Consider the following 22,260-nt stretch of genomic DNA (forward strand, 5'->3'; position numbering starts at 1 on the left):
GCGTCCGCTCACTTCACGTCACCGAGGAGAAACAGGCCGCCCCAGGCGCCGAGCTGCCCGCTCTGGCGCGAATAGCCGTTCGACCAGATCACCTGACCGCCGCTCGTATCCACCGCGTGGTCGTCGTCGCCGAAGTTGGCGACGAAGCGCAGCGAGCCGCCCTCGTAGCGCCACGTCACGTCGATCACCCCCGGCACGGAGAGGTCCGTGGTCGCGCCGCGATAGGCGGTCTTGGTCAGGGGCACGACGTTCTGGTGGCGGATCTGGAGCAGGTTGCGGGTGTCGGCCCAGACCGCCCGGTGCGGCTCGCGCTCGGCCTCGTCCCAGTCGATCTTCGAGTCCGTGAAGGTCTTTTCCTCCGTCGGATCGGGGATCACCGAGGTGTCGTCGGCAAACGCCGCAAAGCTCTTGAACTCGCGGCGGCGCCCCTCGCGCACCGCCTTGTTCAGTTCCTCGTCCGGCGCGAAGTCGACGAAGAACAGGAACGGCGCCGAGGCCGACCATTCCTCGCCCATCCACAGCATCGGGATCTGCGGCGCGAGCAGCAGGCCGGCTCGCGCCAGCGCCAGCTTTTGCGGGTCGGCGAGATGGCTCAGCCGCTCGCCCAGCGCGCGGTTGCCGACCTGATCGTGGTTCTGCAGGAAGGTGACGAAGGCGGACGGCGGCAGGTGCGCCGAGGGCTCGCCGCGGGGATGGTTGTCGAGCGTCGGGAACGGCTCGCCCTGATAGGCGAAGCCCTCGGCGAGGCTGCGGGCCAGATGCTCGATCGGCCGATCCGCGAAGCTCGCATAGTAGCCGGCGTCCTCTCCCGTCAGCAGCACGTGCCAGCCGTGATGGAGATCGTCGGCCCATTGCGCGGTGTGGAGGATCGGCTTGGCCTGCCCGTCGCGCTCCAGCCAGGAGGCCTGATTGGCCTCGTTCTCGAGGATCAGGTGGATGTGCCGGTCGGGGAAATTCTTGCGGATGGTCTCGGCCAGCTCGGCCAGGAAGTGTTTTTCCGAGTCGTCGAGAATGGCGTGGACGGCGTCGAAGCGGATGCCGTCGAAATGGTATTCCTCCAGCCAGTACAGCGCGTTCTCGATGAAGTAGTCGCGGACGACCCGGCTCGATTCCTTGCCGTCGAAGTTGATTCCGGCGCCCCACGGCGTCTGATGGCGCTCGGTGAAGAAGGTCTTGGCGTAGGAATGCAGGTAATTCCCGGCCGGGCCGAAATGGTTGTAGACGCAATCGATCAGCACCATCAGGCCCTTGGCGTGGGCGGTGTCGATCAGGTGCTTCAGCGCCTCCGGGCGGCCGTAGGCCGAGTCCGGCGCGTAGGGCAGCACGCCATCGTAGCCCCAGTTGCGGGTGCCCTTGAAGTCGGCGAGCGGCAGCAACTCGATTGCCGTAATGCCGAGATCGAGCAGGTCGTCCAGGCGCTTCTCAAGCCCGGCATAGGTGCCTTCGGGGGTCGCCGCGCCGACATGCACCTCGTAGACGACAGCCTCTTCCCAGGGGCGGCCCTTCCAGTCCGCGTCGGTCCAGTCGAAGGCGGCCGGGTCGATCACCTCGGACAGGCCCGAGACGTCCTCCGGCTGGAAGCGCGAGGCCGGGTCCGGCACCACGAGATCGCCATTGATCCTGAAGCCGTAGCGGGCGCCGGCCTTGACGCCCGGCACGGTCGCCACGCGCCAGCCTTCGCCGGCATCCGAGATCGGATGATCCGTGCCATCGACCACGAGGGTCACGTCGTCGGCGGTGGGGGCCCAGAGGGCGAACCGCACCCCGTCCTCGGCCGCTTCGCTGCCGAACCGCATCGCATGGGCGCGCCGCATCAGGCCACCGCTCTCCGCTGGAAGATCAAAGGTCGTGTCGGCCCGGCGGGCGGTCCTCGTGTCTCACAAGGCGCCGCGCCACGGCTTGTTCCCCGAACCGGCAGTTATGGCGGTGCCGGCCTGCGGCAACCGTACGGGCGAGAGGAATCGCTGCACTGCACGCGAAATCCTCCGAACGCAAAAAAAGGCGCCCTGCCGTTTCCCGGCGGGGCGCCTTCCGTCTTCTTCGGTGCCTCGATCCCGAGAGATGGTCAGGATCGCGACGTCCGGCGGGCGAGGGTTACGCCTGGACCGTCGGGCCGCCGCCCTCGGAGCGGCGCTTGGCCATGAAGGCGTCGAACTGCTCGCGGTCTTTCGCCCGCTTCAGCTCTTCGACGAACTCGGCGAAGGCTTCGCTCTCTTCCTGAAGCGCGCGGCGGCGGGCCTCCAGGCGCTCCAACTCGGCGCTGCGATACTCCTCGAACGCCCAGTTGCCGCTTGCAGTACGGCCGAAGCCGGTATTGCCCTTGGCGGCGTCAAAAGCGCGGGCGAAGCGCGACTGGCCGTTGGTGCTGCCAAAGCTCCACGCGCCGGAGCGGGCGAACTCGCGCATCTGGTCGAGGGCTGGATAGCCGGCGATCTTCCAGGCCACGTAGGCGACCGCCACGGGCCAGACGTAGATGAAGCTCACGACGATGGCGCCAATCTCGATCGAGCGCTTCGGGAACGGGCCGCTGCGGCAGGACGCGCCACGGGACCAGGGAGAGGTAGAGGACGTGTTCACGGCTGCATGGCTCCGGTGTGAATGTGAACAACATTCACATGCGGGGCCGCCTGCGCGGTTTCAAGGGGAGCCGCCTAAGAGCAATCGTTCGAAGAACGATTGTACCGCGTCACCGGGCGCGAAGAGCGCCCCGAAGAACGGTCTCCTTGGCGGCCTCGGCTCTGCCGGGGCGCCTAGCGGAGCGATTAGCCTAGGGCCGCGGACGCGGCCGCCGGCGCTTGAGGCCAAGACGAAAGGAAAGACCAAGGCGCTTGCCCTGAATCAGGGCGAGGTCCTTGGCCTTTCACCGGCTCCATGCACGAGGGCCAGCACGCCCGCGCGCAGCAGCTCGTACTTGTCGGGACCGCTCTTCGGCAGCTGGCCCGCGGCCGAGAGCGTGGCGATGCCGTGCGACAGCGCCCAGACTTCGAGCGCCAGGAAACGCGGATCGACGCCGTTGAAGCCCTCGGGGAAGGTCGCGTTCAGGGCTTCGACCAACAGGTCGAACGGGTTCGGCCGGTCGGGTGCGGGCGCAGCGGCGGCGGCGCCCCGCACCTCGAAGATCGCCGCGTAGTAGCCGGGCTCCTCCTCGGCGAAGGCGAGGTAGGCCTCGCCCATGCGGGTGAAGCGCTCCAACGGCGTGCCGCGGCCGGCGAGCGCCCGCGCCAGCCGTTCGGCCAAGTCGGAGAAGCCGCGGCCGGCGACCTCTTCGAGCAGCGCCTCGCGTCCGCGGAAATGGCGGTAGAGGGCGGCGGGCGTCACGCCGACGAGGCGGGCCGCATCGACCAGCGTGAAGCCGCCGATGCCGCGCTCGGCGATGAAGCGGCGCGCCGCCTCGATCAGCGCCTCCTTGAGGTTGCCGTGGTGGTAGCTGCGCCGGTCGCCCGGTCCCTCGCGCCAGGGTCGCACCCCTCGCCTCCTCGCTCCGGCGGCCGTCCGTGCCGCTCATGGGTGACGCGCGAGCCGCCCCCCAAGTTCGGCGGCGGCGCACGAAAGCGCCTTTTCTCGCGAGTCGCGCGGCGAGTCGACTGCTTCGTGCGGCACGCGCTGACTTCTCCCACGGACGGGCTTGACGGGGCCGGCAAATGAAACGTTATAAAGTTACAAATCTAAGGAGCCCCGATGCCCGCCACTGACCTCCGTCTCCCCGTCACCGTGCTGTCCGGCTTCCTCGGCGCGGGCAAGACGACCCTGCTCAACCACGTGCTCAACAACCGCGAGGGACGCCGTGTCGCGGTGATCGTCAACGACATGAGCGAGGTGAACATCGACGCCGACCTTTTACGCGCAGGCGGGGCCGATCTCTCCCGCACCGACGAGCGGCTGGTGGAGATGACCAATGGCTGCATCTGCTGCACGCTCCGCGACGACCTCCTGGCCGAGGTGCGCCGCCTCGCGGGTGAGCGCCGGTTCGATTATCTGCTGATCGAGGGCACCGGCATCGCCGAGCCGCTGCCCGTCGCCTCGACCTTCTCGTTCCGCGACGAGGCCGGCCACGCGCTCGCCGACGTCGCCCGGCTCGACACGATGGTCACCGTGGTCGATGCCGTGAATCTGCTGAGAGATTACGGCTCGAACGAGTTCCTCAAGGATCGCGGCGAGACGGCGGGCGCCGAGGATACCCGCACCCTGGTCGATCTCCTCGTCGAGCAGATCGAGTTCGCCGACGTGGTGGTGATCAACAAGGCCGGGGACGTGAGCGCCGAGCAACTCGACCTCGTCCGCTCGGTGGTGCGCGGGCTCAACGCCGATGCCCGCATCGTCGAGGCCGCGCATGGGCGCGTGCCCCCGGAAAAGATCCTCGATACCGGCCTGTTCGACGAAGAGAAGGCGCAGGAGCACCCGCTCTGGTTCAAGGAGCTCTACGGCGCCCACGAGCACGTGCCGGAGACCGAGGAATACGGCATCGGCTCCTTCGTCTACCGGGCGCGCCGGCCGTTCGACCCGCAGAAGTTCCAGGCCTTCGTCAACGCCACCTGGCCGGGGCTCATTCGCGCCAAGGGCCATTTCTGGCTCGCCACCCGGCCCGATTGGGTCGGCGAGTTCTCGCTCGCGGGCGCGGTGGCGCATGTCGGCGCCATGGGCTTCTGGTGGGCGGCGGTGCCGCGCCGCCGCTGGCCCGAGGAAGAGATCTTTCGCGAGCGGCTGCACTCCGTTTGGAGCGACAATTGGGGCGACCGGCGCCAGGAGCTCGTCTTCATCGGCCGCGACATGGACCGCGCCGCGATCACCGCCGCGCTCGATGCCTGCCTCGTCGGCGCCGAGGAGGCGCGGTTCGAACCGGAGGCCTATCGCCATCTGGCCGATCCGTTCCCGGAATGGCACCGGGCGGCGGCCTGATGGGCTTCGTCACCTTACGCGACTGGCGCGCCCGCTCGGCGGCGCTCGCTCAAGCGGCCGCTCGGGCCAAGGCGCTCATCGCCCCGGCCCTCGGGCTGACCGAGGAGGACGCGCTCTCGGTCAACGAGATCGTCTGCCACGATCCCGCCTGCCCCGGGGCCGAGACCGTGGTGCTGGTGATGCGCGCGGGCGAGCCGACCCGGGCGCTCCGTCTCCCCTGCGGGCTCGATGCGGTGACGGAAGCCGAGGCGGCGGCGTTGGCGGTGGAAGAGGCCGCTTTGCGCGGCGTTTGAAAGCCGGCTTTCATCATTCCGTCGTGGAGCCCGTGGGAGTAGGCCAGGGAAACACCATCCGCCTCACGGCCCGAGACTGCCATGACCATCAAGCTGCGACCGCTGGAGCGCGAGGACCTCCTCTTCGTGCATCAGCTGAACAACAACGACAGCATCATGCGCTACTGGTTCGAGGAGGCCTACGAGTCCTTCGCCGAACTGGCGCAGCTCTACGAGCGCAACATCCACAATCAGACCGAACGGCGCTTCATCATCGCCACCGAGCGCAGCGAGCCCGCCGGGATGGTCGAGCTCGTCGAGATCAATCACCTGCATCGCCGCTGCGAATTCCAGATCGCGATCCACCCCGACCATCAGGGGAAGGGCTACGCCAAGCGCGCCACCCGCATCGCCATCGACTACGCGTTCAAGGTGCTCAACATCCACAAGCTCTACCTGCACGTGGACAAGGACAACAAGCGCGCCGCCGGCATCTACGAGAGCTGCGGCTTCCGCCCCGAGGGCATCCTCCGGGACGAGTTCTTCGTGAACGGCCGCTACCGCGACGCGGTGCGGATGTGCCTGTTCCAGCCGCACTACCTCGCCGAGCGCGGTGCAGGGGATGTGGCCGAGCCGGTCTTGAAGACCTGAGTTTTGGGACGATTGACCATGTGAGACGGGCACGGTCCGGTCCATCGGCCCGAAAACGAAACCGGCCCCACCCGCATCGGGTGGGAGCCGGATTCCTCTCGGAATGTTCGAAGCCGTGCCTCTTCGAGGGCGCGGCTCGAGGCTGAGCCTTACCGGCCGCCGGCCCCCTCGCGGCCACCGGCGCCGCCGCGGCCGGATTCCATGCCGCCCGAAGCGCCGCCCTTCATGCCGCCGGCCTCGCCGCCGCGCATGGCGCCGCCCATCGAACCGCGGTCGGCGCCGCCCTTGTCGGAGGCGTTGCGGACGTTGTCGCCGCCCTCGCCGCCGCGCATTCCGGCATTGCGCATGCCGTCACGCTCCATGCCCTTGCCCTCCTTGCCGGCGCGCATGTCCTTGTCGTTCATGCCACGGTCGTTCATGCCCTTGTTGCGGGCCTGCTCGCCGCGCATCTCGTTGCGCTGCGAATCGCGGGTCTCGGTGCGGCTGGCGTTGCGCATATCGGTGCGGCTGGAGCGGCTCTCGCTGAAGCCGGCATTGATCGCCCCGCCGCGGCGTTCGGTGGTCGAGACCGTGGTGGAGAGGCGACGGTATTCCGGCGAACCGTAGAGGACGCGCTGGCCGCGGATCGTCACGTAGCGGCGCTCCTCGCCGACGCTGACCAGACGGCGGTACTGGGGCGAGCCGTAGATCACCCGCTGGCCGCGGATGGTGACGTAGCGGCGGCTTTCGCCCCCGACGCTGACGAGACGACGGTATTCGGGCGAGCCGTAGATCACCCGCTGACCGCGGATCGTCACGTAGCGGCGCGGGCCGGAGGTGTGGCGCTCGGTCACGATCAGGCGGCGATACTCGGGCGAGCCGTAGACGACGCGCTGACCGCCGATGAACACGAACCGGCCCTCGCGGCGGTAGCCGCCGTCCACCGTGGTCGAGCGCACGTCGGTGCGGCTGCTGACGCGGGTGCGGTCGCTGTCGCGGGCGCTGAAGCGCTCGCTGCGGTCGCCGCGCATCCGCTCGCCGCGCTCACCGCGGTCGCCCCGCTCGGCGGTGTCGCGGTCGCGGCCGGCGCGCCCGTCCATGCCGCGCTCGCCGCGGGCCTCGCCACGGGCCATGTCGCCCTTCTGGTCGGCTTTGCCGCCCTTGCCCTCGGCCTTGTCCATGTCGCCGCCGCGACCACCCGCTTCGCGGCCGGCCATATCGCCCTTCATGCCGCCCCGCTCGGCCTTGTCGGCCTTCATGCCGGCGCCGCCGCGCTCGGCACCCATGCCCTCGCCGCCGCGGGACTGCATGCCGCCCGAGGACGCGCCCTGCTCGGCGCCGGCCTTCATGCCGCCGCGCTCCGCGCCCGCACCGGCCGCACCTTGAGCGTAAACCGAGGTGCTCATCAGCAAGGCCGCAAGACCAAGTGCAACCGTTCTCATCGGCGTAACCTCCAAATTCGAAAGACGCCTTCAAACGCGGCAAATGTCGAAACGGTTCGCCAAAAAACTTGACGATTGGAGACGATTTTTGTGCATCACCGTCCCCGCTTCGCATTGAATAGAGCTTGGCCGTAAGCGCGGGGTTGGCTCCAGAGGGCTGCGATAACTACCGGGTCGAACGGACCGTTCCCCGCGAATGCAGAAGACGGCGCGCGCGGCCGGAGCGGTCCTCTCGGCGGTGGAGCGAACCGCGGCGGCGCCACCGAGACCGTCCGCCCCTGCGCAATCGGCCCAAACGTCTTGCATCCGCCCGATTTTCTGCCGAAGAGGCCGCATTCAGCCGGACAGGGTCACCGGAACGGGGCGGCAACGGCCGCGTCGCGTGCGTCGAGCGGGGAGCGTTGAGACCGATGAGCGAAGAGCCGCGGGAGCTGGGATCGGCCGATATCCAGAAGGTTCTGGAATTGCTGCCCCACCGCTACCCGTTCCTGATGATCGACAAGATCATCGAGATCGATCGCGACGAGAGCTGCATCGGTATCAAGAACGTCACCGCCAACGAGCCGCAATTCACCGGGCACTTCCCCGGCATGCCGGTCTTCCCCGGCGTGCTCCTGATCGAGGCCATGGCCCAGACGGCGGGCGCGATCTGCTGCCGTCATCTCATCGGTGACAAGGCGGGTGAGCTGAAGACCAAGCAGGTCTTCTTCATGACCATCGACAAGTGCAAGTTCCGCAAGCCCGTCGTCCCCGGCGATCAGGTGCGGCTGCACATGACCAAGATGAAGCAGCGCAAGACGATGTGGTGGTTCCGCGGCGAGGCCCGTGTCGACGGCACCCTCGTCGCCGAAGCCGAGATCGGCGCCATGCTGGTGACGGAGTGAGCGCCGTGCAAGAAGGCCTTCACCCGGGCATCCACCCCAGCAGCGTGATCGAGGACGGTGCCCGCCTCGGCGAGGGCGTGCGGATCGGCCCGTTCTGCCATGTCGGCCCCGAAGTCGTCCTCGGCGATGGCTGCGAGCTGATCAGCCACGTCGTGGTCGCCGGCCGCACCACGGTCGGGGCCCGGACCAAGATCTACCCCTTCGCCTCGATCGGCCATCCGCCGCAGGACCTGAAGTATCGCGGCGAGCCCTCGACGCTCACGGTCGGCGCCGATTGCCTGATCCGCGAGGGCGTGACGATGAATCCCGGCACCGCGGGCGGCGGCCTGGAGACCACGGTCGGCAACCACTGCGCCTTCCTGGCCAACAGCCATGTCGGCCACGATTGCCGCGTGGGCGACCACGTGATCTTCTCCAACAACGTGATGCTCGCCGGTCATTGCACGGTGGGCAACTACGCGATCCTCGGCGGCGGTGCGGCGGTGATCCAGTTCGCCCGCGTCGGCGACCACGCCTTCGTCGGCGGCCTCTCCGGGCTGGAGAACGACTGCATCCCCTACGGCATGGTGCTGGGCAACCGCGCCTACCTCTCGGGGCTCAACATCATCGGCCTGCAGCGCCGCGGCTTCTCCCGCGAGGACATCCATGCCCTGCGCCGCGCCTACCGCCTGCTCTTCGCGCAGGAGGGCACGCTGATGGAGCGGGTCGAGGACGTGGCTGCCGAATTCGACACCCATCCGGCGATCCACGAGATCCTCTCCTTCATCCGCGAGGGCGGCAAGCGCTCGATCTGCACCCCCCGCGCCGTCGCCGCGGCGGTTTGATCCCGTGGCGTCCTCCCGGCCGCTCGCGTTGGTGGCCGGGGCGGGCCGCCTGCCCGAACTCGTAGCCGCCTCCCTGGAGCGGGCGGGCCGGCCGTTCCGGGTGCTGGCCGTGCGCGGCTTCACCGAGCGGGCGATGCGGGCCCGCGCCGACGCGACCGTCGATCTTCTCGACATCCCCGGCACCCTGCGCATCCTCAAGGACTGGGCGCCGGACGCCGTGGTGCCGGCGGGCGGCGTCGCCCGCCCGAGCCCGGCGGCGCTGCTCAACGCCGCCCACGCGGTGAAGAACCGCGACATCCTGCGGGGGCTGGCCGGCGGCGACGACCGCCTGCTGCGCGCCGTGCTGTCGCTGCTCGAAGAGAACGGCCACCGGGTGCTCGGCGTGCACGAAGTCGCCCCGGATCTGCTCGGGCGGCCCGGCCGGTTCGGGACGCACGCACCGGACAGCGACGCCGCGCTCTCCATCGCCACCGGCCGCGCCATGCTCGGCGCGCTGAGCCCGTTCGATGTCGGGCAGGCGGCGGTGGTCGCCGCCGAGCGGGTGATCGCCGTCGAAGGCCCCGAGGGCACCGACCGGATGCTGCTGCGTGCCCGGGCGCTCGGCCGCAAGCCGTTCGGCTACGGCAGCGCGCCGAAGGGTACGGTGCTGGTGAAGCTGCCCAAGCTCGGCCAGGACCTGCGCATCGATCTGCCGGCCATCGGCCCGCGCACGGTGCAGCGTGCGGCCGCCGCGGGCTGCGCCGGCATCGCCATCGGGGCCGGCTACACCCTGGTGATCGATGTCGATCGGACCGTCGCCGCGGCCGATGCCGCCGGCCTCTTCCTCGTCGGCCTGGAGGTCGCGCCGTGAGCCCCCACCGAACGATCTGGCTGGTGGCGGGCGAGGATTCCGGCGACCAGCTCGGCGCCAAGCTGATCCGCGCGCTGCGCGCCCTCTCGCCCGCGCCGCTGACGCTGGGCGGCGTCGGCGGCGAGGCGATGGCGGCGGAGGGCTTCACCTCGCTGTTTCCCATCGATGACGTGGCGGTGATGGGCTACCTGCCGGTGCTGGCCCGCGCCCGCACCCTTCTGCGGCGCATCCGCGAGACCGTGGACGACGTGGTCGCAGGCCGCCCCGACGTGCTCGTCATCATCGACAGCCCCGGCTTCACCCACGCCGTCGCGACCCGTGTGCGCCAGCGCCTGCCCGATCTGCCGATCGTCGATTACGTCTCGCCGAGCGTCTGGGCGTGGCGGCCGTGGCGGGCCAAGGGCATGGTGCCCTTCATCGACCACGTGCTCGCCCTCCTGCCCTTCGAGCCGGAGGCGCATCGGCGGCTGGGCGGCCCGCCCTGCTCTTACGTCGGTCATCCGCTGATCGAGCGGCTCTCCGAGCTGCGCCCCTCCCCCGAGGAGCAGGCGATCCGGGAGGGCCGGCCGCCGGTGCTCGCGGTGCTGCCGGGCTCGCGCCGCTCCGAGATCGAGCGGCTGATGCCGGTCTTCGGCCGGGCGATCGCGGAACTGACCCGGCGCGTCGGCCCGTTCGAGATCGAGCTGCCGGCGGTGAGCCGCCATAAGGCGTTGATCGAGCGCCTCGCGGTGGCTTGGGATCGGCATCCCCGCATCGTTCACGGTGAGGCCGCCAAGCACGCGACCTTCCGCCGGGCGCGGGCGGCGCTCGCGGCGTCCGGCACCGTCACCCTCGAACTGGCTCTGTCGGGCGTGCCGATGGTGGTGGCCTACAAGGTCTCGCGGGTCGAAGAGGTGATCGCGCGGCGCCTGATCCAGGTGCCGACCATCGTCCTGCCGAACCTGATCCTGTCCGAGAACGCCATGCCGGAATTCGTGCAGGCCGAGTGCACGCCCGAGCGCCTCGCCGACACCCTGGCGCCGCTGATGGCCGGCGGCCCCGCTCGCCGCACCCAGCTCGATGCGCTCGGCCGCATCGACGGCATGATGCGGCTCGAAAACGACGAGGAGCCGAGCCGGGCGGCGGCCCGCATCGTGCTCTCGGCGAGGCGGGCTTCATGAGTGCCCCCGATATGAGCGCGCCCGACCCGATCCGGGTCTACGTCGATGCCGATGCCTGCCCGGTCAAGGACGAGGTGTTTCGCGTCGCCGGGCGCTACGGGCTCCATGTGTTCGTGGTCTCGAACGGCTTCCTCAATCTGCCCCGGGAGCCCTGGATCGAGCGGGTGATCGTCGGCGACACGTTCGACGCCGCCGACGATTGGATCGCGGAGCGGGCAAGCCCCGGCGCCGTGGTCATCACCGCGGACGTGCCGCTGGCGAGCCGCTGCGTGAAGGCCGGCGGGGTCGCCTTGAGCCCCACCGGAAAGGCCTTCACCGACGCGTCCGTGGGCATGGCGCTCGCCACCCGCAACCTGATGCAGGAGTTGCGCGAGGCCGGCGCCATCACCGGCGGCCCGAAGCCGTTCTCGAAGAGCGACCGCTCCGCGTTCCTGGGCGCGCTCGACCGGGCCATCGTGCGGCTTCGGCGCGAGCGCGGGATTCGGTAGACGGTTCGTCGCGCCGCCGGGCTGGCGGCGTTCGGAAAAAAACTCAGTGACGGTCGTCGGGGGACGGCGGCAGGGGCATGACCTCGATGCCCTCCTCCGCCAGTTCCCGCGCCTCGTGCGGGGTCGCCTCGCCGTAGATCGGGCGGCCTTCCGCGTCGCCGTAATGGATCGCCCGCGCCTCCTCGGCGAAGCGGTCGCCGACATGTTCGGCGGTCGAGACCACGTGCTCGCGCACCGCCTTGAGCAGGGCGCGCAGGCGCCGCTCCGGTTCGGCGATCATCGGCATCGGGCCGGCGACGGGAGCGGTGGGAGGCGGATTCGCGACCGCAGGGAGGCCGGCCGAGGCGGACGGCTCGGCGGCGGGGCGGCGGTCGCGGTCGGTGCGGGCGACCGCCGGGGCCATCGGCGCCTTGCTCACCTTCGCCGAATCGCAGACCGGGCAGGTCACGAGGCCGCGTTCCGTCTGCTCGTCATAGGCCGAGCCAGAGGGGAACCAGCTCTCGAAGCTGTGGCCGGCATCGCAGACGAGGGTGTAGCGGATCATTCTCGTGAGGGCCTCGGGCGCGGACAGAGCCGGACCGCGGGCGGAAAAGATAACAAAAGATCAGGCTCGGCGCACGTCGAAGGGGCGTGCATGGGCCAGGGTGGGGATGCGGGCGCGGGCGTCCGCGACGCGGGCGAGATCGATCTCGGCAAGGATGATGCCGGGCGCATCGCCCTCGGCCTCGGCCAGGATGCGGCCCCAGGGATCGACGATGAGCGAGTGTCCGAAGGTCTCGCGCCCGTCCTCGTGCCGCCCGCCCTGGGCCGCCGAGATCATGAACGAGCCGGTCTCGATGGCGCGCGCCCGTTGCAGGACGTGCCAGTGCGCCTCGCCGGTCTGGCGGGTGAAGCAGGCGGGCGCCGTCAGCACCGTGGCGCCGGCCTCCGCCAGCGCCCGGTAGAGGGCGGGGAAGCGCAGATCGTAGCAGATGGTGAGGCCGAAGGCCGCGAGCGGCGTCTCGGCCACGACCGCGCAGGCGCCGCCGGAATAGGTCGCCGATTCGCGCCAGCTCTCGCCGTTGGGCAGATCGACGTCGTAGAGGTGGAGCTTGTCGTAGGAGGCGCGGATCGCGCCCTCGGCATCGATCAGGAACGCCCGGTTGGCGATCTTCTCGCCTTCGCGGATCGCCAGGGAGCCGATCTGAAGCACGATGCCGGTTTCCCGGGCAACCTCGCGCAGGGCGGCCAAGGTGGCGTCGGAATCCTGCGGGCCGACATGGGCGAACAGGGCGTCGCGGTCGCGCTCGATCAGCGAGGTGGTCTCCGGCGTCTGGACGTAGGCCGCGCCCGCGCGCGCCGCATCGCGAACGGCCTCGATCGCAGCCGCGCGGTTGGCGGCCGGATCGCGCCCGCCGCGCATCTGCACGCAGGCGGCGACGAACTTCGACGCGTCGCTCATGCGGCCAGCAGCGGATCGAGCCCGCCCGCCCGGTCGAGGGCGTAGAGGTCGTCGCAGCCGCCGACATGGCGGTCGCCGACGAAGATCTGCGGCACGCTGGTGCGCCCGCCGGCCCGCTGGACCATCGCGGCCCGCGCGCCTGCCGTCTTCTCGACGTCGATCTCGGTGAAGGCCACGCCCTTGTCGCGCAGCAGGCTCTTGGCCGCCGAGCAATAGGGACACCAGGCCGTGGTGTAGAGGGTGACCGGCTGCATGGTCGTTCGTACGCCCGACGGGAGGAGCAGCCGATATAGGCGAGAGGGGCCGATCTTCCTACAGCGAGAGCGGTCGCTCCCGCTGTTTTTGCCTTGCCCTCAAGCGCCGGCGTCCGCGACCTCAGGCTTCTCGCGTCGCCGGACGGCCTCCGCTTTCGCCGAGGCCCGCTGCGCGGGGCGCTCTTCGCGCCCGGCCATACGGCACGGGTCTTCCGGCGGGTTCCGTCGGCGGACGTTCAGCCTGCCGCGCCTCAAGCCGCAGCGAGCAGCTTCTCGACCTCGTTGACGAGTTCGCGCAGGTGGAAGGGCTTGGAAAGGACCTTTGCGTCCTTGGGCGCCTTCGAATCCGGATTCAGCGCCACGGCGGCGAAGCCCGTGATGAACATCACCTTGATGTCGGGATCGAGCTCGGTGGCGCGGCGCGCCAGCTCGATGCCGTCCATCTCCGGCATGACGATGTCGGTGAGCAGGAGCTCGAACGGCTCCTCGCGCAGGCGGTTGTAAGCGGAGAGACCGTTGTCGAACGACAGCACGTCGTAGCCGGCGTTCTGCAACGCCTTGGCCAGGAACCGCCGCATGTCGTTGTCGTCTTCCGCCAGCAGGATCTTCATCGCACGACGTCCCGATGCCTCTACGCCCTGGGGTGTTCATTCCATAAAGCGGCGGCATGGTAAACACGGGGTTAAGGTCGTGGTTAACGCCAGGCCGCTCGCCGGACCGTCGGCAGCCCGGCGCGATGCAGTAGACAGCCCGGCCCCGCCGCCGCAAAGTGGCGAAATGTCCCCCGTCCGCCACAGATCGGCGCCCGCCACGCGATGAGCCTCTCCCCCGCCGACGGAAACGAGACGTTCGACCCGCCCTTCGTCGTGGACGAGCCCGCCACGCACGCCGTTCCCTTCGTGTTCAACGCGCCGCATTCGGGCGCGCATTATCCGCCGGCCTTCCTCGCCGCCTCCCGGCTCGACGCGCTGACCCTGCGCCGCTCGGAGGATGCCCATGTCGACCGGCTGTTCGCGTCCGTGGTCGGTCTCGGCGCGCCCCTGATGCGGGCGCATTTTCCCCGCGCCTATCTCGACCTGAACCGCGAGCCCTACGAACTCGACCCGCGCATGTTCACCGGGCGCCTGCCCTCCTACGCCAACACCCGCTCCATGCGGGTCGCCGGGGGGCTCGGCACGGTGCCACGCATCGTCGCCGACGGGCAGGAGATCTACCGCGAGCGGCTGCCCGTCGAGGAGGCGGTGACGCGGATCGAGACGCTCTACAAGCCGTATCACCGGACCCTACGCGGCCTGATCCAGCGCACGGCGCGGACCTTCGGCAAGGCGATCCTGATCGATTGCCACTCGATGCCGTCCTCCAGCCTCGGGCGGGAGGAGAGTGCGCAGGCCGATTTCGTGCTGGGCGACCGGTTCGGGACGAGCTGCGCCCCGGGCCTCACCGAAGGCGTCGAGATGCGCCTGCGGGCGTTCGGCTACCGGGTGGTGCGCAACAAGCCCTATGCCGGCGGCTTCATCACCGAGCATTACGGCGAGCCGGGGCTCGGGCGGCACGCGCTGCAGATCGAGATCAACCGGGCGCTCTACATGAACGAGCAGTCGCTCGCCCTCACCGCGGGCTTCGGCCCGTTGGCTCAGCATCTTGCCCAGGTGATCGCCGAAGTCGCGGCCGAAACGGTCGATACGACACCGCTTGGGATCGCCGCCGAGTAGAACGTTTGATTGCGCCGCCGCCCTGCCGGGGCGCTGACAACCGAACCCGCAATCGACGACCGGCCGTGACGTTTCCCAAGCCGCGCGTCACGGGTGGATTCAGGTTTCCGCTGCGCGGCCCGGGAACGACCGCAGAACAAACCGGATCCCGAAACAAAAAAAGGCCGCCCCGATGGAGGGCGGCCCGAAGTCTAGGGAGGAAACGCCCAAGAAGGGCTGCGGGACCGCGACGCCATCGCGATCTCGCAATGCACAATTCGCATCGCGGTGCACCAAATGCAAGGCCGGTGGGAACGTTTCCATCTGCGCCGTGCGCATGCCTCAGACGCGCTGTTGCATGGAACCCGCTGCAAACGAAGGCCCGTCCGGGCGGCGGCATCCCGGATGGCCCTTCAAGTTCCTCGCTTGTCGAGGTTTTTCGAAAATCCGCCTCGAACCGTCAGGGCCCCGGCCTAACCGAGCAGGGCACGGATCTCGGCTTTGAGGGCCTCGGCGAGCTCGGGCCGCTCCAGGCCGTAGGCGAGGTTGGCGGTGAGGAAACCGATCTTCGAGCCGGTGTCGTAGGTGCGCCCGTCGAAGCGCATGCCGTAGAACTTCTGCTGCTCCGAGAGGCGGATCATCGCGTCGGTGAGCTGGATCTCGCCGCCGGCCCCCTTGTCGCCGCGCTCCAGGATCGAGAAAATCTCGGGCTGGAGGATGTAGCGGCCGGAGATGATGAAGTTCGACGGCGCGGTGCCCTGTTTGGGCTTCTCGACCATGCCGGTGATCTCGAAGGTCTGGCCGAAGGTCTCGCCGACGGCGACGATGCCGTATTGATGGGTCTCCTCGGGCTTGACCTCCTCGACGGCGATGACGTTGCCGCCGTGCTGCTCGTAGGCCTTGAGCATCTGGGCCATGCAGCCGCGGCTCAGCATGTCCGGCAGCAGCACCGCGAACGGCTCGTCGCCGACGATCTCGCGGGCGCACCAGACCGCGTGGCCGAGGCCGAGCGGGGCCTGCTGGCGGGTGAAGCTGGTCTGGCCCGCCTTGGGCAGGTCCTTCTTGAGTTCCTCGTAGGCCGCGGTCTTGCCGCGCTCCTGCAGGGTGTGGTCGAGTTCGAACGCGATGTCGAAATGATCCTCGATCACGGCCTTGCCGCGGCCGGTCACGAAGATGAAATGTTCGATGCCGGCCTCGCGGGCCTCGTCCACCACGTGCTGGACGACCGGGCGGTCGACCACGGTGAGCATCTCCTTGGGCACCGCCTTGGTGGCCGGCAGGAAGCGCGTGCCGAGGCCGGCGACGGGGAGGACGGCCTTGCGTATCGGTTTCATCTGGCGGGACCCGTGGATGGTAGGGAGCGGGGCAACCTTGAGCGGTCAGGATGAAATAGCACGCCGCGCGCCAGCAACAGCCCCGCTTGGCCCGTCCTGGCGCGCTTTTCGCGATTAATCGCGTCTGAAACTTTGGCCGGTACCATTCGGCCCAATCGAGCGAGGGGAAAATCCATGGCCGTTCTGGTCACCGGGGGCGCGGGTTATATCGGCAGCCACATGGTGCTGGCGCTGGTCGATGCCGGGCACGAGGAGGTGGTCGTGCTCGACGACCTCTCCACCGGCTTCGATTGGGCGCTCCCGCCGGAGGTGCGCCTCGTCGTCGGCGACGTGTCGGATCAGGCGCTCGTCACCGAGACGATCCTGCGCCACCGGATCGACGCCATTGCCCATTTCGCCGCCAAGATCGTGGTGCCGGATTCGGTGTCCGACCCGCTCGGCTACTACCTCGCCAACACGGTCAAGACCCGTGCGCTGATCGAGACCGCGGCGCGCACCGGGGTGAAGCACTTCATCTTCTCCTCGACGGCGGCCGTCTACGGCGAGCCCGAGACCGTGCCGGTGCCGGAGACCCTCGCGACCAACCCGATCAACCCCTACGGCCGTTCCAAGCTGATGAGCGAGTGGATGCTGGCCGACGCGGCCAAGGCCCACGGCTTCTCTTACGTCGTGCTGCGCTACTTCAACGTCGCGGGCGCCGACCCGCGCGGGCGCACCGGCCAATCGACGCCCAACGCCACGCATCTGATCAAGGTCGCGACGCAGGCGGCCCTGGGCCAGCGCACGCATCTCGACGTCTACGGCACCGATTATCCGACCCCCGACGGCTCGTGCCTGCGCGACTACATTCAGGTCACCGACCTCGCCGAGGCCCACATGGTGGCGCTGAACCACCTGCGCGGCGGCGGCGACAGCCTGACCCTCAATTGCGGCTACGGCCGCGGCTACTCGGTTCTGGAAGTGATCGAGGTGGTCAAGCGCGTCTCCGGCCGCGATTTCGAGGTGCGGCTGTCCCCGCGCCGCCCCGGCGACCCGGCCCAGATCGTGGCGGGCGCCGACCGCATCCGCGCGGAACTCGGCTGGACCCCGAAGCACGACGACCTCGACGCCATCGTGGCCCAGGCTTTGGCCTGGGAAGACGCCCTGGCCAAGCGGAACCGCCGATGAGGCGGCGCCTCGCCGCCCTCCTCGCCATCGTCCTCGTCGCCGCCGGTCCGGCGCGAGCGCAGGAGGGCGACTTTTCCGACTTCGTCGCCTTGCTGCGCCCGGAGGCCAAGGCGCGGGGTGTCTCCCAGAAGACCTTCGAAGCGGCGTTTGCCGGCATCACGGCGCCCGATCCGGAGGTGATCGCCCGCACCCGCCGCCAGAGCGAGTTCAGCCGCCCGACCTGGGACTACCTCGTCGGCGCGGTCTCGAGCGCGCGGATCGCCAAGGGCAAGGCACAAGCCGCACGCCTCTCGGCGACGCTCGCGGCGATCGAGGCGAAGACCGGCGTGCCGCGCGCCGTCGTGCTCGCCTTCTGGGGCGTCGAGTCGGATTTCGGCGCAAGTGCGGGCAACCTGTCGGTCGTGCGCTCGCTGGCGAGCCTCGCCTATGCCGGGCATCGCGGCCGGCTGTTTCGCGACGAACTGCTCGCCGCCCTCCAGATCCTCGAGAACGGCGACGTCGAGCCGGCGCGGATGGTCGGCTCCTGGGCCGGCGCCATGGGGCAGGTGCAGTTCCTGCCCTCGGTCTACCTGCGTGAGGCGGTGGATTTCGACGGCGACGGGCGGCGCGACATCTGGCGCTCGGAGGCCGACGCGCTCGCCTCCATCGCCCATTACCTGCGCTCGCTCGGCTGGAATCCGGCGCTCTCCTGGGGCTACGAGGTCACCCTGCCGAAGGATTTCGACCTGACGCGCTACCGCGGCCCGATTGCCGACTTCGCCGCCCGCGGCCTGCGCCGCACCGACGGCCAGCCGCTGCCCAGAACCGGCGAGGCGAGCCTGTTCCTGCCCGGAGGCCTCGGCGCCCCGGTCTTCCTCATCACCGAGAATTTCGAGGCGATCCGCGGCTACAACACCAGCGATTCCTACGCGCTGGCGGTCGGCCACCTCGCCGACCGGCTGGCGGGCGCTCCCGCACTCGCAGCCCCCTGGCCGAACGGGGCCGCCCGCCTCGACGGGCCGGGCCTCAAGCGGCTTCAGGCGGGGCTCGCCCGCAAGGGCTTCTATGACGGCGATCAGGACGGTCGGGCCGGGCCGAAGTTGCGCGAGGCCGTGCGTCGCTACCAGATCCGCGAGGGTCTGCCCGCCGACGGCTATGCCCGTCCGGCCCTGTTGGAGCGGCTGGAGGGGGGGCGCTGAGCGTGAAGTATCGGGGGGCTTCGACGCGGGCGCCTTCCCGCGCTATCCTGATCCCTTGCGACGGGAGCGGACGGCGTCCGGCCCGCGCATCATCGACCCGAGGTTTAGGATGAACCGCCGCCCGAATGATCGCTCCGCGCTGCCCTGCGCCGCCGCGATCCTCGGCCTTCTCGCCTTCGCCGCCGGCCTCTCCGGACCCGCGCCCGCCCGGGCGCAGTGGGGCGACACCTACGACGCGCCGCCGCAAGATCCGTATTACGCCCCGCGCCGGCCACGCGGGGGCTACCGCGAAGACGGCTATGCCCGTCCCCAGCCCCGCCGCTACGTGCCGCCGCCGCAGCAGGAATCGCGCTCGTTCTACTGGCCGTGGGAAGACCAGCCGCGCAGCCAGCCGGCCCCTCAGCCGCCGCCCCAATCCGCCCCGGGGGGCGCCGCGCCCCAGCCGGGCTATGCCCGCCCCTCGCGCCCGCGCCCGCCCGCGGCGGCGAGCCGTCCCGACGAGGAGCGCGCCGCCGCCCGCGCCCGCCGCCGCCCGAGCCCGCCGCCCGCCGTGGCGCAGAGCCCCAAGCCCGCCGTGCCCAAGGCGGCCGCGACCACACAGGTCGCGGTGTTCGGCGACTCGCTGGCGAGCTATCTCGGCAAGGGCGTCGACGAGGCCTTTTCCGACAGCGCCGACGTCGCGGTGATCGATCGCTCCAAGGGCGACAGCGGCCTCGTGCGCAAGGACGTGGTCGATTGGGCGAAGAGCGCCGAGGACTTCCTCAAGGCCAATCCCAAATTGTCCTACGCCCTGATGATGATCGGCGTGAACGACCGTCAGGCCATCCGCGACGGCGACCAGAGCGTAGAGGCCCTGTCCGACCGCTGGCGCGAACTCTACGCCGCCCGCGTCGATGCGGCGATCAAGCCCTTCATCGATGCCAAGGTGCCGCTGATCTGGGTCGGCCTGCCGCCGGTGCGCAGCGACAGCCTCACCCGCGACTACGGCAGCATCAACGACCTCGTGCGCGAGCGGGTGCAGAAGGCCGGCCAGACCTATGTCGACATCTGGCAGGGCTTCGTCGACGGCCGCAACCGCTTCACCGCCACCGGCCCCGACGTCGAGGGCCAGGAGGCGCGGCTGCGCACGGCCGACGGCATCCACTTCACCAGCGCGGGCGCCCGCAAGGTCGCCCACTTCGCCGATGTGGAACTGAAGCGCCTGATGGGCGCCCGCGGCGGCCAGCCCGCCGAGCAGCCCACGGCCCCGGTCGCCTCGACCAACCCCACCGACGCTGCACCGGCCCCCGGCGCCCCTGGCCTCGACGACACGGCCGCCATCGACCGCAAGATCACCGCGATGCTGCCGAGCCTGCCCGAGCCACCCGGCATCCCGACCCTCCCCGTCAAGCCGGCCGCCGGCCCCGTGATGCCCCTCGGTCGGGCCGAGATCGCCCCCGGTGGCACACTCTTGACCGGCCGCCCCTCCGAGGGCGACGCCACCGGCACCCGCGAGCGCAGCCTCCAGCGCGGCGCCGCCCCCCTGCCCCAGCCGGGCCGGGCGGACGATTTCCGGTGGCCGCCGGGGTGAGGTCACCGACGCGGAGACGTTGATCGCCTCGGGCTCAGCCGCGCGACGACGGAGTGGGCGGAAGCTGAGTCGCCTACGCATCTCGCGCCCGGACCGCGCAAAAAGAAAGGGCCGCCGCTTCGCAGCGACGGCCCCGATCCTCTGCCAGAACGCTGCTCTCAGCGCGGCAGCACCGTCGAGCCCATCAGCGCCTCGTCGATGGAGCGGGCGGCTTGGCGGCCTTCGCGGATCGCCCAGACCACCAGCGACTGGCCGCGGCGCATGTCGCCCGCGACGTAGATCTTGTCCTTCGAGGTCAGATAGCTCTGGTCGTCGGCAACGACGTTGCCGCGCTTGTCCAGGGCGACGCCCGATTCCTCGACGAGACCCTTCCGGATCGAGCCGGCGAAGCCGATCGCCATGAAGACGAGGTCGGCGGGCAGCACGAACTCCGAGCCTTCGACGGGCTGGCGCTTCTCGTCCACGCGGGCGCAGACCACGCCGGTGAGCTGGCCCTTGCGGTTGCCTTCCAGCCGCAGGGTCGCGGCCTGGAACTCGCGCTCGGCGCCCTCCGCCTGGCTCGACGAGGTGCGCATCTTGGTCGGCCAGTACGGCCACACCGTCAGCTTGTCCTCGCGCTCCGGCGGGCGCGGGCGGATGTCGAGCTGCGTCACCGAAAGCGCGCCCTGGCGGAAGGCCGTGCCGACGCAGTCGGAGGCCGTGTCGCCGCCGCCGATGACCACGACATTCTTGCCGGCGGCGAGGATCGGCAGCTCGCCGTTGCCCGGCATCGGCTCGGCGCCGACCCGGCGGTTCGACTGCACGAGATAGGGCATGGCGTAGTGGACGCCGTCGAGCTCCTGGCCCGGCAGCTGCGGGTTGCGCGGGTCCTCGGCGCCGCCGCAGAACAGAACGGCGTCGAACTTGGCCGTCAGCTCTTCGAGGGGCACGTTGACGCCGATATTCGCCTTGTAATGGAAGACGACGCCCTCGGCTTCCATCTGCTTCACGCGCCGGTCGATGTGGCGCTTCTCCATCTTGAAGTCGGGAATGCCGTAGCGCAGCAAGCCGCCGGCCTTCGGCTCGCGCTCGTAGACATGCACGTCATGGCCGACGCGGGCGAGCTGCTGCGCCGCCGCCATGCCGGCGGGGCCGGATCCGATCACCGCCACGCGCTTGCCGGTGCGGGTCTCCGACGGCTCGGGCTTGACCCAGCCCATGTTCCAGGCGCGGTCGGCGATGGCCTGCTCGATCGTCTTGATCGCGACCGGCTGGTTCTCGAGGTTGAGCGTGCAGGCTTCCTCGCAGGGAGCCGGGCAGATGCGGCCGGTAAATTCCGGGAAGTTGTTGGTGGAGTGGAGGTTGCGCGCGGCCTCCTGCCAGTCCGACTGGAACACGAGGTCGTTCCAGTCCGGGATCTGGTTGTGGACCGGGCAGCCGGTCGGCCCGTGGCAGAACGGGATGCCGCAATCCATGCAGCGCGCCGCCTGCTTCGACAGGTCGTGCTCGTCGAGCGGCAGCGTGAACTCGCGGAAGTGCCGCACGCGGTCGGCGGCGAGCTGATACTTCTGCTCCTGCCGGTCGTATTCGAGAAAGCCCGTGACCTTGCCCATCTGCCCGTCTCTCTTCTCAGTCCCTCACAGAGAGACTCTTCGCCCTAGCTCACCGACTGCCGGCATCATTGAAGCTGCGGGTCATAAACTCATCCCGCTGATATTTTTTTGCATGATAATGATATGTAAAAATTATTCACCGCCGGCAATCCGCCAGCCATTGACATCATTCCTCAAAACAAGCGTTTTTATCGCCAAATGGTCGTCTTTGATTTGGCCCTCAAACGACCACGGACGAAAAAATTCACAAACCTCTCCTTGATTAGCAACGGCTAGCTCCTGGCTTGAGCTGAGGCTCGAATTCTTATCGCCCCCAATAACTTCTATAATTAATATATTGTATTTATAATCAATATTGCTTCCCATAATGGCCCGATATTTGCTGTCTGTCGCAACGTGTGAAATATATTTGGCTCTCACCACGACATCGGATGGTTTTAGCCGGTCGTCTTGCTCATTGAGGGGCCAATAGCGGTAACCCCGACACGCAGCGGCGCTCGACATATCAAGAAGCAGACCACTCAAAAATAGGAAGGCTACTTGGGTTGCTCGATGCGTGCGAGCACGCTGGAGTCGGGGGTCCATTT

General features: G+C 69.4%; 23 protein-coding genes. 12 read left to right on the forward strand and 11 right to left on the reverse strand.

Annotated features, from left to right (window positions below; translation table 11 throughout):
- Positions 1 to 8 precede the first annotated feature (8 nt).
- From treZ to BM140_RS11915, 3 genes are all read right to left on the reverse strand, one after another.
- A complete protein-coding gene (gene treZ, locus BM140_RS11905; RefSeq protein WP_091946035.1) occupies positions 9 to 1,814 on the reverse strand; it encodes a malto-oligosyltrehalose trehalohydrolase in 1,806 nt (601 codons plus the stop codon).
- A 280-nt stretch (positions 1,815 to 2,094) separates the two neighbouring features.
- Positions 2,095 to 2,577 carry a DUF2852 domain-containing protein gene (locus BM140_RS11910; RefSeq protein WP_091946038.1) on the reverse strand — a complete coding sequence of 161 codons (483 nt, stop codon included), beginning with the start codon at positions 2,575 to 2,577 and terminating at the stop codon, positions 2,095 to 2,097.
- A gap of 261 nt (positions 2,578 to 2,838) precedes the next feature.
- Positions 2,839 to 3,465 (reverse strand): TetR/AcrR family transcriptional regulator, encoded by a 627-nt coding sequence (locus BM140_RS11915; RefSeq protein ID WP_091946041.1) that lies wholly within the window; start codon positions 3,463 to 3,465, stop codon positions 2,839 to 2,841.
- 213 nt (positions 3,466 to 3,678) lie between these two features.
- On the opposite strand from BM140_RS11915, the gene zigA reads away from it, so the two are divergent.
- The 3 genes from zigA to speG all read left to right on the forward strand — a co-directional run bounded on the left by zigA (position 3,679) and on the right by speG (position 5,819).
- On the forward strand, positions 3,679 to 4,896 hold the full coding sequence (gene zigA, locus BM140_RS11920) for a zinc metallochaperone GTPase ZigA (RefSeq protein ID WP_091946044.1): 1,218 nt from the start codon (positions 3,679 to 3,681) through the stop codon (positions 4,894 to 4,896).
- The gene (locus BM140_RS11925; RefSeq protein WP_091946168.1) at positions 4,896 to 5,189 is read left to right on the forward strand and encodes a hypothetical protein; all 294 of its coding nucleotides are present in this window, start codon (positions 4,896 to 4,898) and stop codon (positions 5,187 to 5,189) included. Before zigA ends, BM140_RS11925 begins: the two co-directional genes overlap by 1 nt.
- A gap of 81 nt (positions 5,190 to 5,270) precedes the next feature.
- Positions 5,271 to 5,819 (forward strand): spermidine N1-acetyltransferase, encoded by a 549-nt coding sequence (gene speG, locus BM140_RS11930; RefSeq protein WP_091946046.1) that lies wholly within the window; start codon positions 5,271 to 5,273, stop codon positions 5,817 to 5,819.
- A gap of 149 nt (positions 5,820 to 5,968) precedes the next feature.
- Here the strand turns inward: speG and BM140_RS11935 are convergent, their stop codons facing one another.
- Entirely contained in the window at positions 5,969 to 7,240 is a 1,272-nt protein-coding gene (locus tag BM140_RS11935; RefSeq protein ID WP_091946049.1) for a hypothetical protein, read from the reverse strand.
- A gap of 410 nt (positions 7,241 to 7,650) precedes the next feature.
- Here BM140_RS11935 and fabZ point away from each other — a divergent pair, with 410 nt between their 5' ends.
- The 5 genes from fabZ to BM140_RS11960 are packed head-to-tail and all read left to right on the forward strand — an operon-like array spanning position 7,651 to position 11,446.
- On the forward strand, positions 7,651 to 8,124 hold the full coding sequence (fabZ, locus tag BM140_RS11940) for a 3-hydroxyacyl-ACP dehydratase FabZ (RefSeq protein ID WP_091946052.1): 474 nt from the start codon (positions 7,651 to 7,653) through the stop codon (positions 8,122 to 8,124).
- Between the two features lie 5 nt (positions 8,125 to 8,129).
- A complete protein-coding gene (gene lpxA / locus BM140_RS11945; RefSeq protein WP_425287058.1) occupies positions 8,130 to 8,948 on the forward strand; it encodes an acyl-ACP--UDP-N-acetylglucosamine O-acyltransferase in 819 nt (272 codons plus the stop codon).
- A 4-nt stretch (positions 8,949 to 8,952) separates the two neighbouring features.
- Positions 8,953 to 9,798 carry an LpxI family protein gene (locus tag BM140_RS11950; protein WP_091946058.1) on the forward strand — a complete coding sequence of 282 codons (846 nt, stop codon included), beginning with the start codon at positions 8,953 to 8,955 and terminating at the stop codon, positions 9,796 to 9,798.
- Positions 9,795 to 10,958 (forward strand): lipid-A-disaccharide synthase, encoded by a 1,164-nt coding sequence (lpxB, locus tag BM140_RS11955; protein ID WP_091946061.1) that lies wholly within the window; start codon positions 9,795 to 9,797, stop codon positions 10,956 to 10,958. The genes BM140_RS11950 and lpxB overlap by 4 nt, the downstream gene beginning before the upstream one ends.
- Positions 10,959 to 10,969: 11 nt before the next feature.
- Positions 10,970 to 11,446: a YaiI/YqxD family protein gene (locus BM140_RS11960; RefSeq protein ID WP_091946064.1), complete on the forward strand. Its 477-nt coding sequence runs from the start codon at positions 10,970 to 10,972 to the stop codon at positions 11,444 to 11,446.
- 43 nt (positions 11,447 to 11,489) lie between these two features.
- Here the strand turns inward: BM140_RS11960 and BM140_RS11965 are convergent, their stop codons facing one another.
- The 4 genes from BM140_RS11965 to cpdR form a co-directional block, all read right to left on the reverse strand.
- Positions 11,490 to 11,990 (reverse strand): DUF1178 family protein, encoded by a 501-nt coding sequence (locus tag BM140_RS11965; RefSeq protein WP_091946067.1) that lies wholly within the window; start codon positions 11,988 to 11,990, stop codon positions 11,490 to 11,492.
- Positions 11,991 to 12,050: 60 nt separating this feature from the next.
- Positions 12,051 to 12,887 (reverse strand): carbon-nitrogen hydrolase family protein, encoded by an 837-nt coding sequence (locus BM140_RS11970; protein WP_091946071.1) that lies wholly within the window; start codon positions 12,885 to 12,887, stop codon positions 12,051 to 12,053.
- Entirely contained in the window at positions 12,884 to 13,141 is a 258-nt protein-coding gene (gene grxC, locus BM140_RS11975) for a glutaredoxin 3 (RefSeq protein WP_091946073.1), read from the reverse strand. Before grxC ends, BM140_RS11970 begins: the two co-directional genes overlap by 4 nt.
- A gap of 251 nt (positions 13,142 to 13,392) precedes the next feature.
- On the reverse strand, positions 13,393 to 13,752 hold the full coding sequence (gene cpdR, locus BM140_RS11980) for a cell cycle two-component system response regulator CpdR (RefSeq protein WP_056242220.1): 360 nt from the start codon (positions 13,750 to 13,752) through the stop codon (positions 13,393 to 13,395).
- A gap of 204 nt (positions 13,753 to 13,956) precedes the next feature.
- On the opposite strand from cpdR, the gene BM140_RS11985 reads away from it, so the two are divergent.
- The gene (locus BM140_RS11985; RefSeq protein WP_091946076.1) at positions 13,957 to 14,853 is read left to right on the forward strand and encodes an N-formylglutamate amidohydrolase; all 897 of its coding nucleotides are present in this window, start codon (positions 13,957 to 13,959) and stop codon (positions 14,851 to 14,853) included.
- A gap of 452 nt (positions 14,854 to 15,305) precedes the next feature.
- On the opposite strand, the gene galU is transcribed toward BM140_RS11985, so the two are convergent.
- Entirely contained in the window at positions 15,306 to 16,166 is an 861-nt protein-coding gene (gene galU, locus BM140_RS11990) for a UTP--glucose-1-phosphate uridylyltransferase GalU (protein ID WP_091946078.1), read from the reverse strand.
- A gap of 174 nt (positions 16,167 to 16,340) precedes the next feature.
- Between galU and galE the strand changes: the two genes are divergently transcribed.
- The 3 genes from galE to BM140_RS12005 all read left to right on the forward strand — a co-directional run bounded on the left by galE (position 16,341) and on the right by BM140_RS12005 (position 20,081).
- A complete protein-coding gene (gene galE / locus BM140_RS11995) occupies positions 16,341 to 17,333 on the forward strand; it encodes a UDP-glucose 4-epimerase GalE (protein WP_091946081.1) in 993 nt (330 codons plus the stop codon).
- Entirely contained in the window at positions 17,330 to 18,511 is a 1,182-nt protein-coding gene (locus tag BM140_RS12000; RefSeq protein WP_091946084.1) for a lytic murein transglycosylase, read from the forward strand. Before galE ends, BM140_RS12000 begins: the two co-directional genes overlap by 4 nt.
- 109 nt (positions 18,512 to 18,620) lie before the next feature.
- Positions 18,621 to 20,081, forward strand: coding sequence for an SGNH/GDSL hydrolase family protein (locus tag BM140_RS12005; RefSeq protein ID WP_091946087.1), 1,461 nt, complete (start codon positions 18,621 to 18,623; stop codon positions 20,079 to 20,081).
- Between the two features lie 158 nt (positions 20,082 to 20,239).
- Here BM140_RS12005 and BM140_RS12010 read toward each other — a convergent pair whose 3' ends face one another.
- On the reverse strand, positions 20,240 to 21,673 hold the full coding sequence (locus BM140_RS12010) for a glutamate synthase subunit beta (RefSeq protein ID WP_091946090.1): 1,434 nt from the start codon (positions 21,671 to 21,673) through the stop codon (positions 20,240 to 20,242).
- 132 nt (positions 21,674 to 21,805) lie between these two features.
- Positions 21,806 to 22,258: a hypothetical protein gene (locus BM140_RS25390; RefSeq protein WP_131803805.1), complete on the reverse strand. Its 453-nt coding sequence runs from the start codon at positions 22,256 to 22,258 to the stop codon at positions 21,806 to 21,808.
- Between the last annotated feature and the right edge of the window lie 2 nt (positions 22,259 to 22,260).

The sequence above is a fragment of the Methylorubrum salsuginis genome (assembly GCF_900114375.1).
Classification (GTDB): Bacteria; Pseudomonadota; Alphaproteobacteria; order Rhizobiales; family Beijerinckiaceae; genus Methylobacterium; species Methylobacterium salsuginis.

What these genes read in the sequence shown, in the direction of transcription:
- treZ (WP_091946035.1), bottom strand. Translation starts at nt 1,814, where the DNA reads ATGCGGCGCGCCCATGCGATGCGGTTCGGCAGCGAAGCGGCCGAGGAC.
- speG (WP_091946046.1), top strand. Translation starts at nt 5,271, where the DNA reads ATGACCATCAAGCTGCGACCGCTGGAGCGCGAGGACCTCCTCTTCGTG.
- BM140_RS11985 (WP_091946076.1), top strand. Translation starts at nt 13,957, where the DNA reads ATGAGCCTCTCCCCCGCCGACGGAAACGAGACGTTCGACCCGCCCTTC.
- grxC (WP_091946073.1), bottom strand. Translation starts at nt 13,141, where the DNA reads ATGCAGCCGGTCACCCTCTACACCACGGCCTGGTGTCCCTATTGCTCG.
- BM140_RS12005 (WP_091946087.1), top strand. Translation starts at nt 18,621, where the DNA reads ATGAACCGCCGCCCGAATGATCGCTCCGCGCTGCCCTGCGCCGCCGCG.
- cpdR (WP_056242220.1), bottom strand. Translation starts at nt 13,752, where the DNA reads ATGAAGATCCTGCTGGCGGAAGACGACAACGACATGCGGCGGTTCCTG.
- BM140_RS11925 (WP_091946168.1), top strand. Translation starts at nt 4,896, where the DNA reads ATGGGCTTCGTCACCTTACGCGACTGGCGCGCCCGCTCGGCGGCGCTC.
- BM140_RS11935 (WP_091946049.1), bottom strand. Translation starts at nt 7,240, where the DNA reads ATGAGAACGGTTGCACTTGGTCTTGCGGCCTTGCTGATGAGCACCTCG.
- BM140_RS12010 (WP_091946090.1), bottom strand. Translation starts at nt 21,673, where the DNA reads ATGGGCAAGGTCACGGGCTTTCTCGAATACGACCGGCAGGAGCAGAAG.
- BM140_RS11960 (WP_091946064.1), top strand. Translation starts at nt 10,970, where the DNA reads ATGAGCGCGCCCGACCCGATCCGGGTCTACGTCGATGCCGATGCCTGC.
- fabZ (WP_091946052.1), top strand. Translation starts at nt 7,651, where the DNA reads ATGAGCGAAGAGCCGCGGGAGCTGGGATCGGCCGATATCCAGAAGGTT.
- galE (WP_091946081.1), top strand. Translation starts at nt 16,341, where the DNA reads ATGGCCGTTCTGGTCACCGGGGGCGCGGGTTATATCGGCAGCCACATG.
- BM140_RS25390 (WP_131803805.1), bottom strand. Translation starts at nt 22,258, where the DNA reads ATGGACCCCCGACTCCAGCGTGCTCGCACGCATCGAGCAACCCAAGTA.
- BM140_RS11970 (WP_091946071.1), bottom strand. Translation starts at nt 12,887, where the DNA reads ATGAGCGACGCGTCGAAGTTCGTCGCCGCCTGCGTGCAGATGCGCGGC.
- BM140_RS12000 (WP_091946084.1), top strand. Translation starts at nt 17,330, where the DNA reads ATGAGGCGGCGCCTCGCCGCCCTCCTCGCCATCGTCCTCGTCGCCGCC.
- galU (WP_091946078.1), bottom strand. Translation starts at nt 16,166, where the DNA reads ATGAAACCGATACGCAAGGCCGTCCTCCCCGTCGCCGGCCTCGGCACG.
- BM140_RS11965 (WP_091946067.1), bottom strand. Translation starts at nt 11,990, where the DNA reads ATGATCCGCTACACCCTCGTCTGCGATGCCGGCCACAGCTTCGAGAGC.
- zigA (WP_091946044.1), top strand. Translation starts at nt 3,679, where the DNA reads ATGCCCGCCACTGACCTCCGTCTCCCCGTCACCGTGCTGTCCGGCTTC.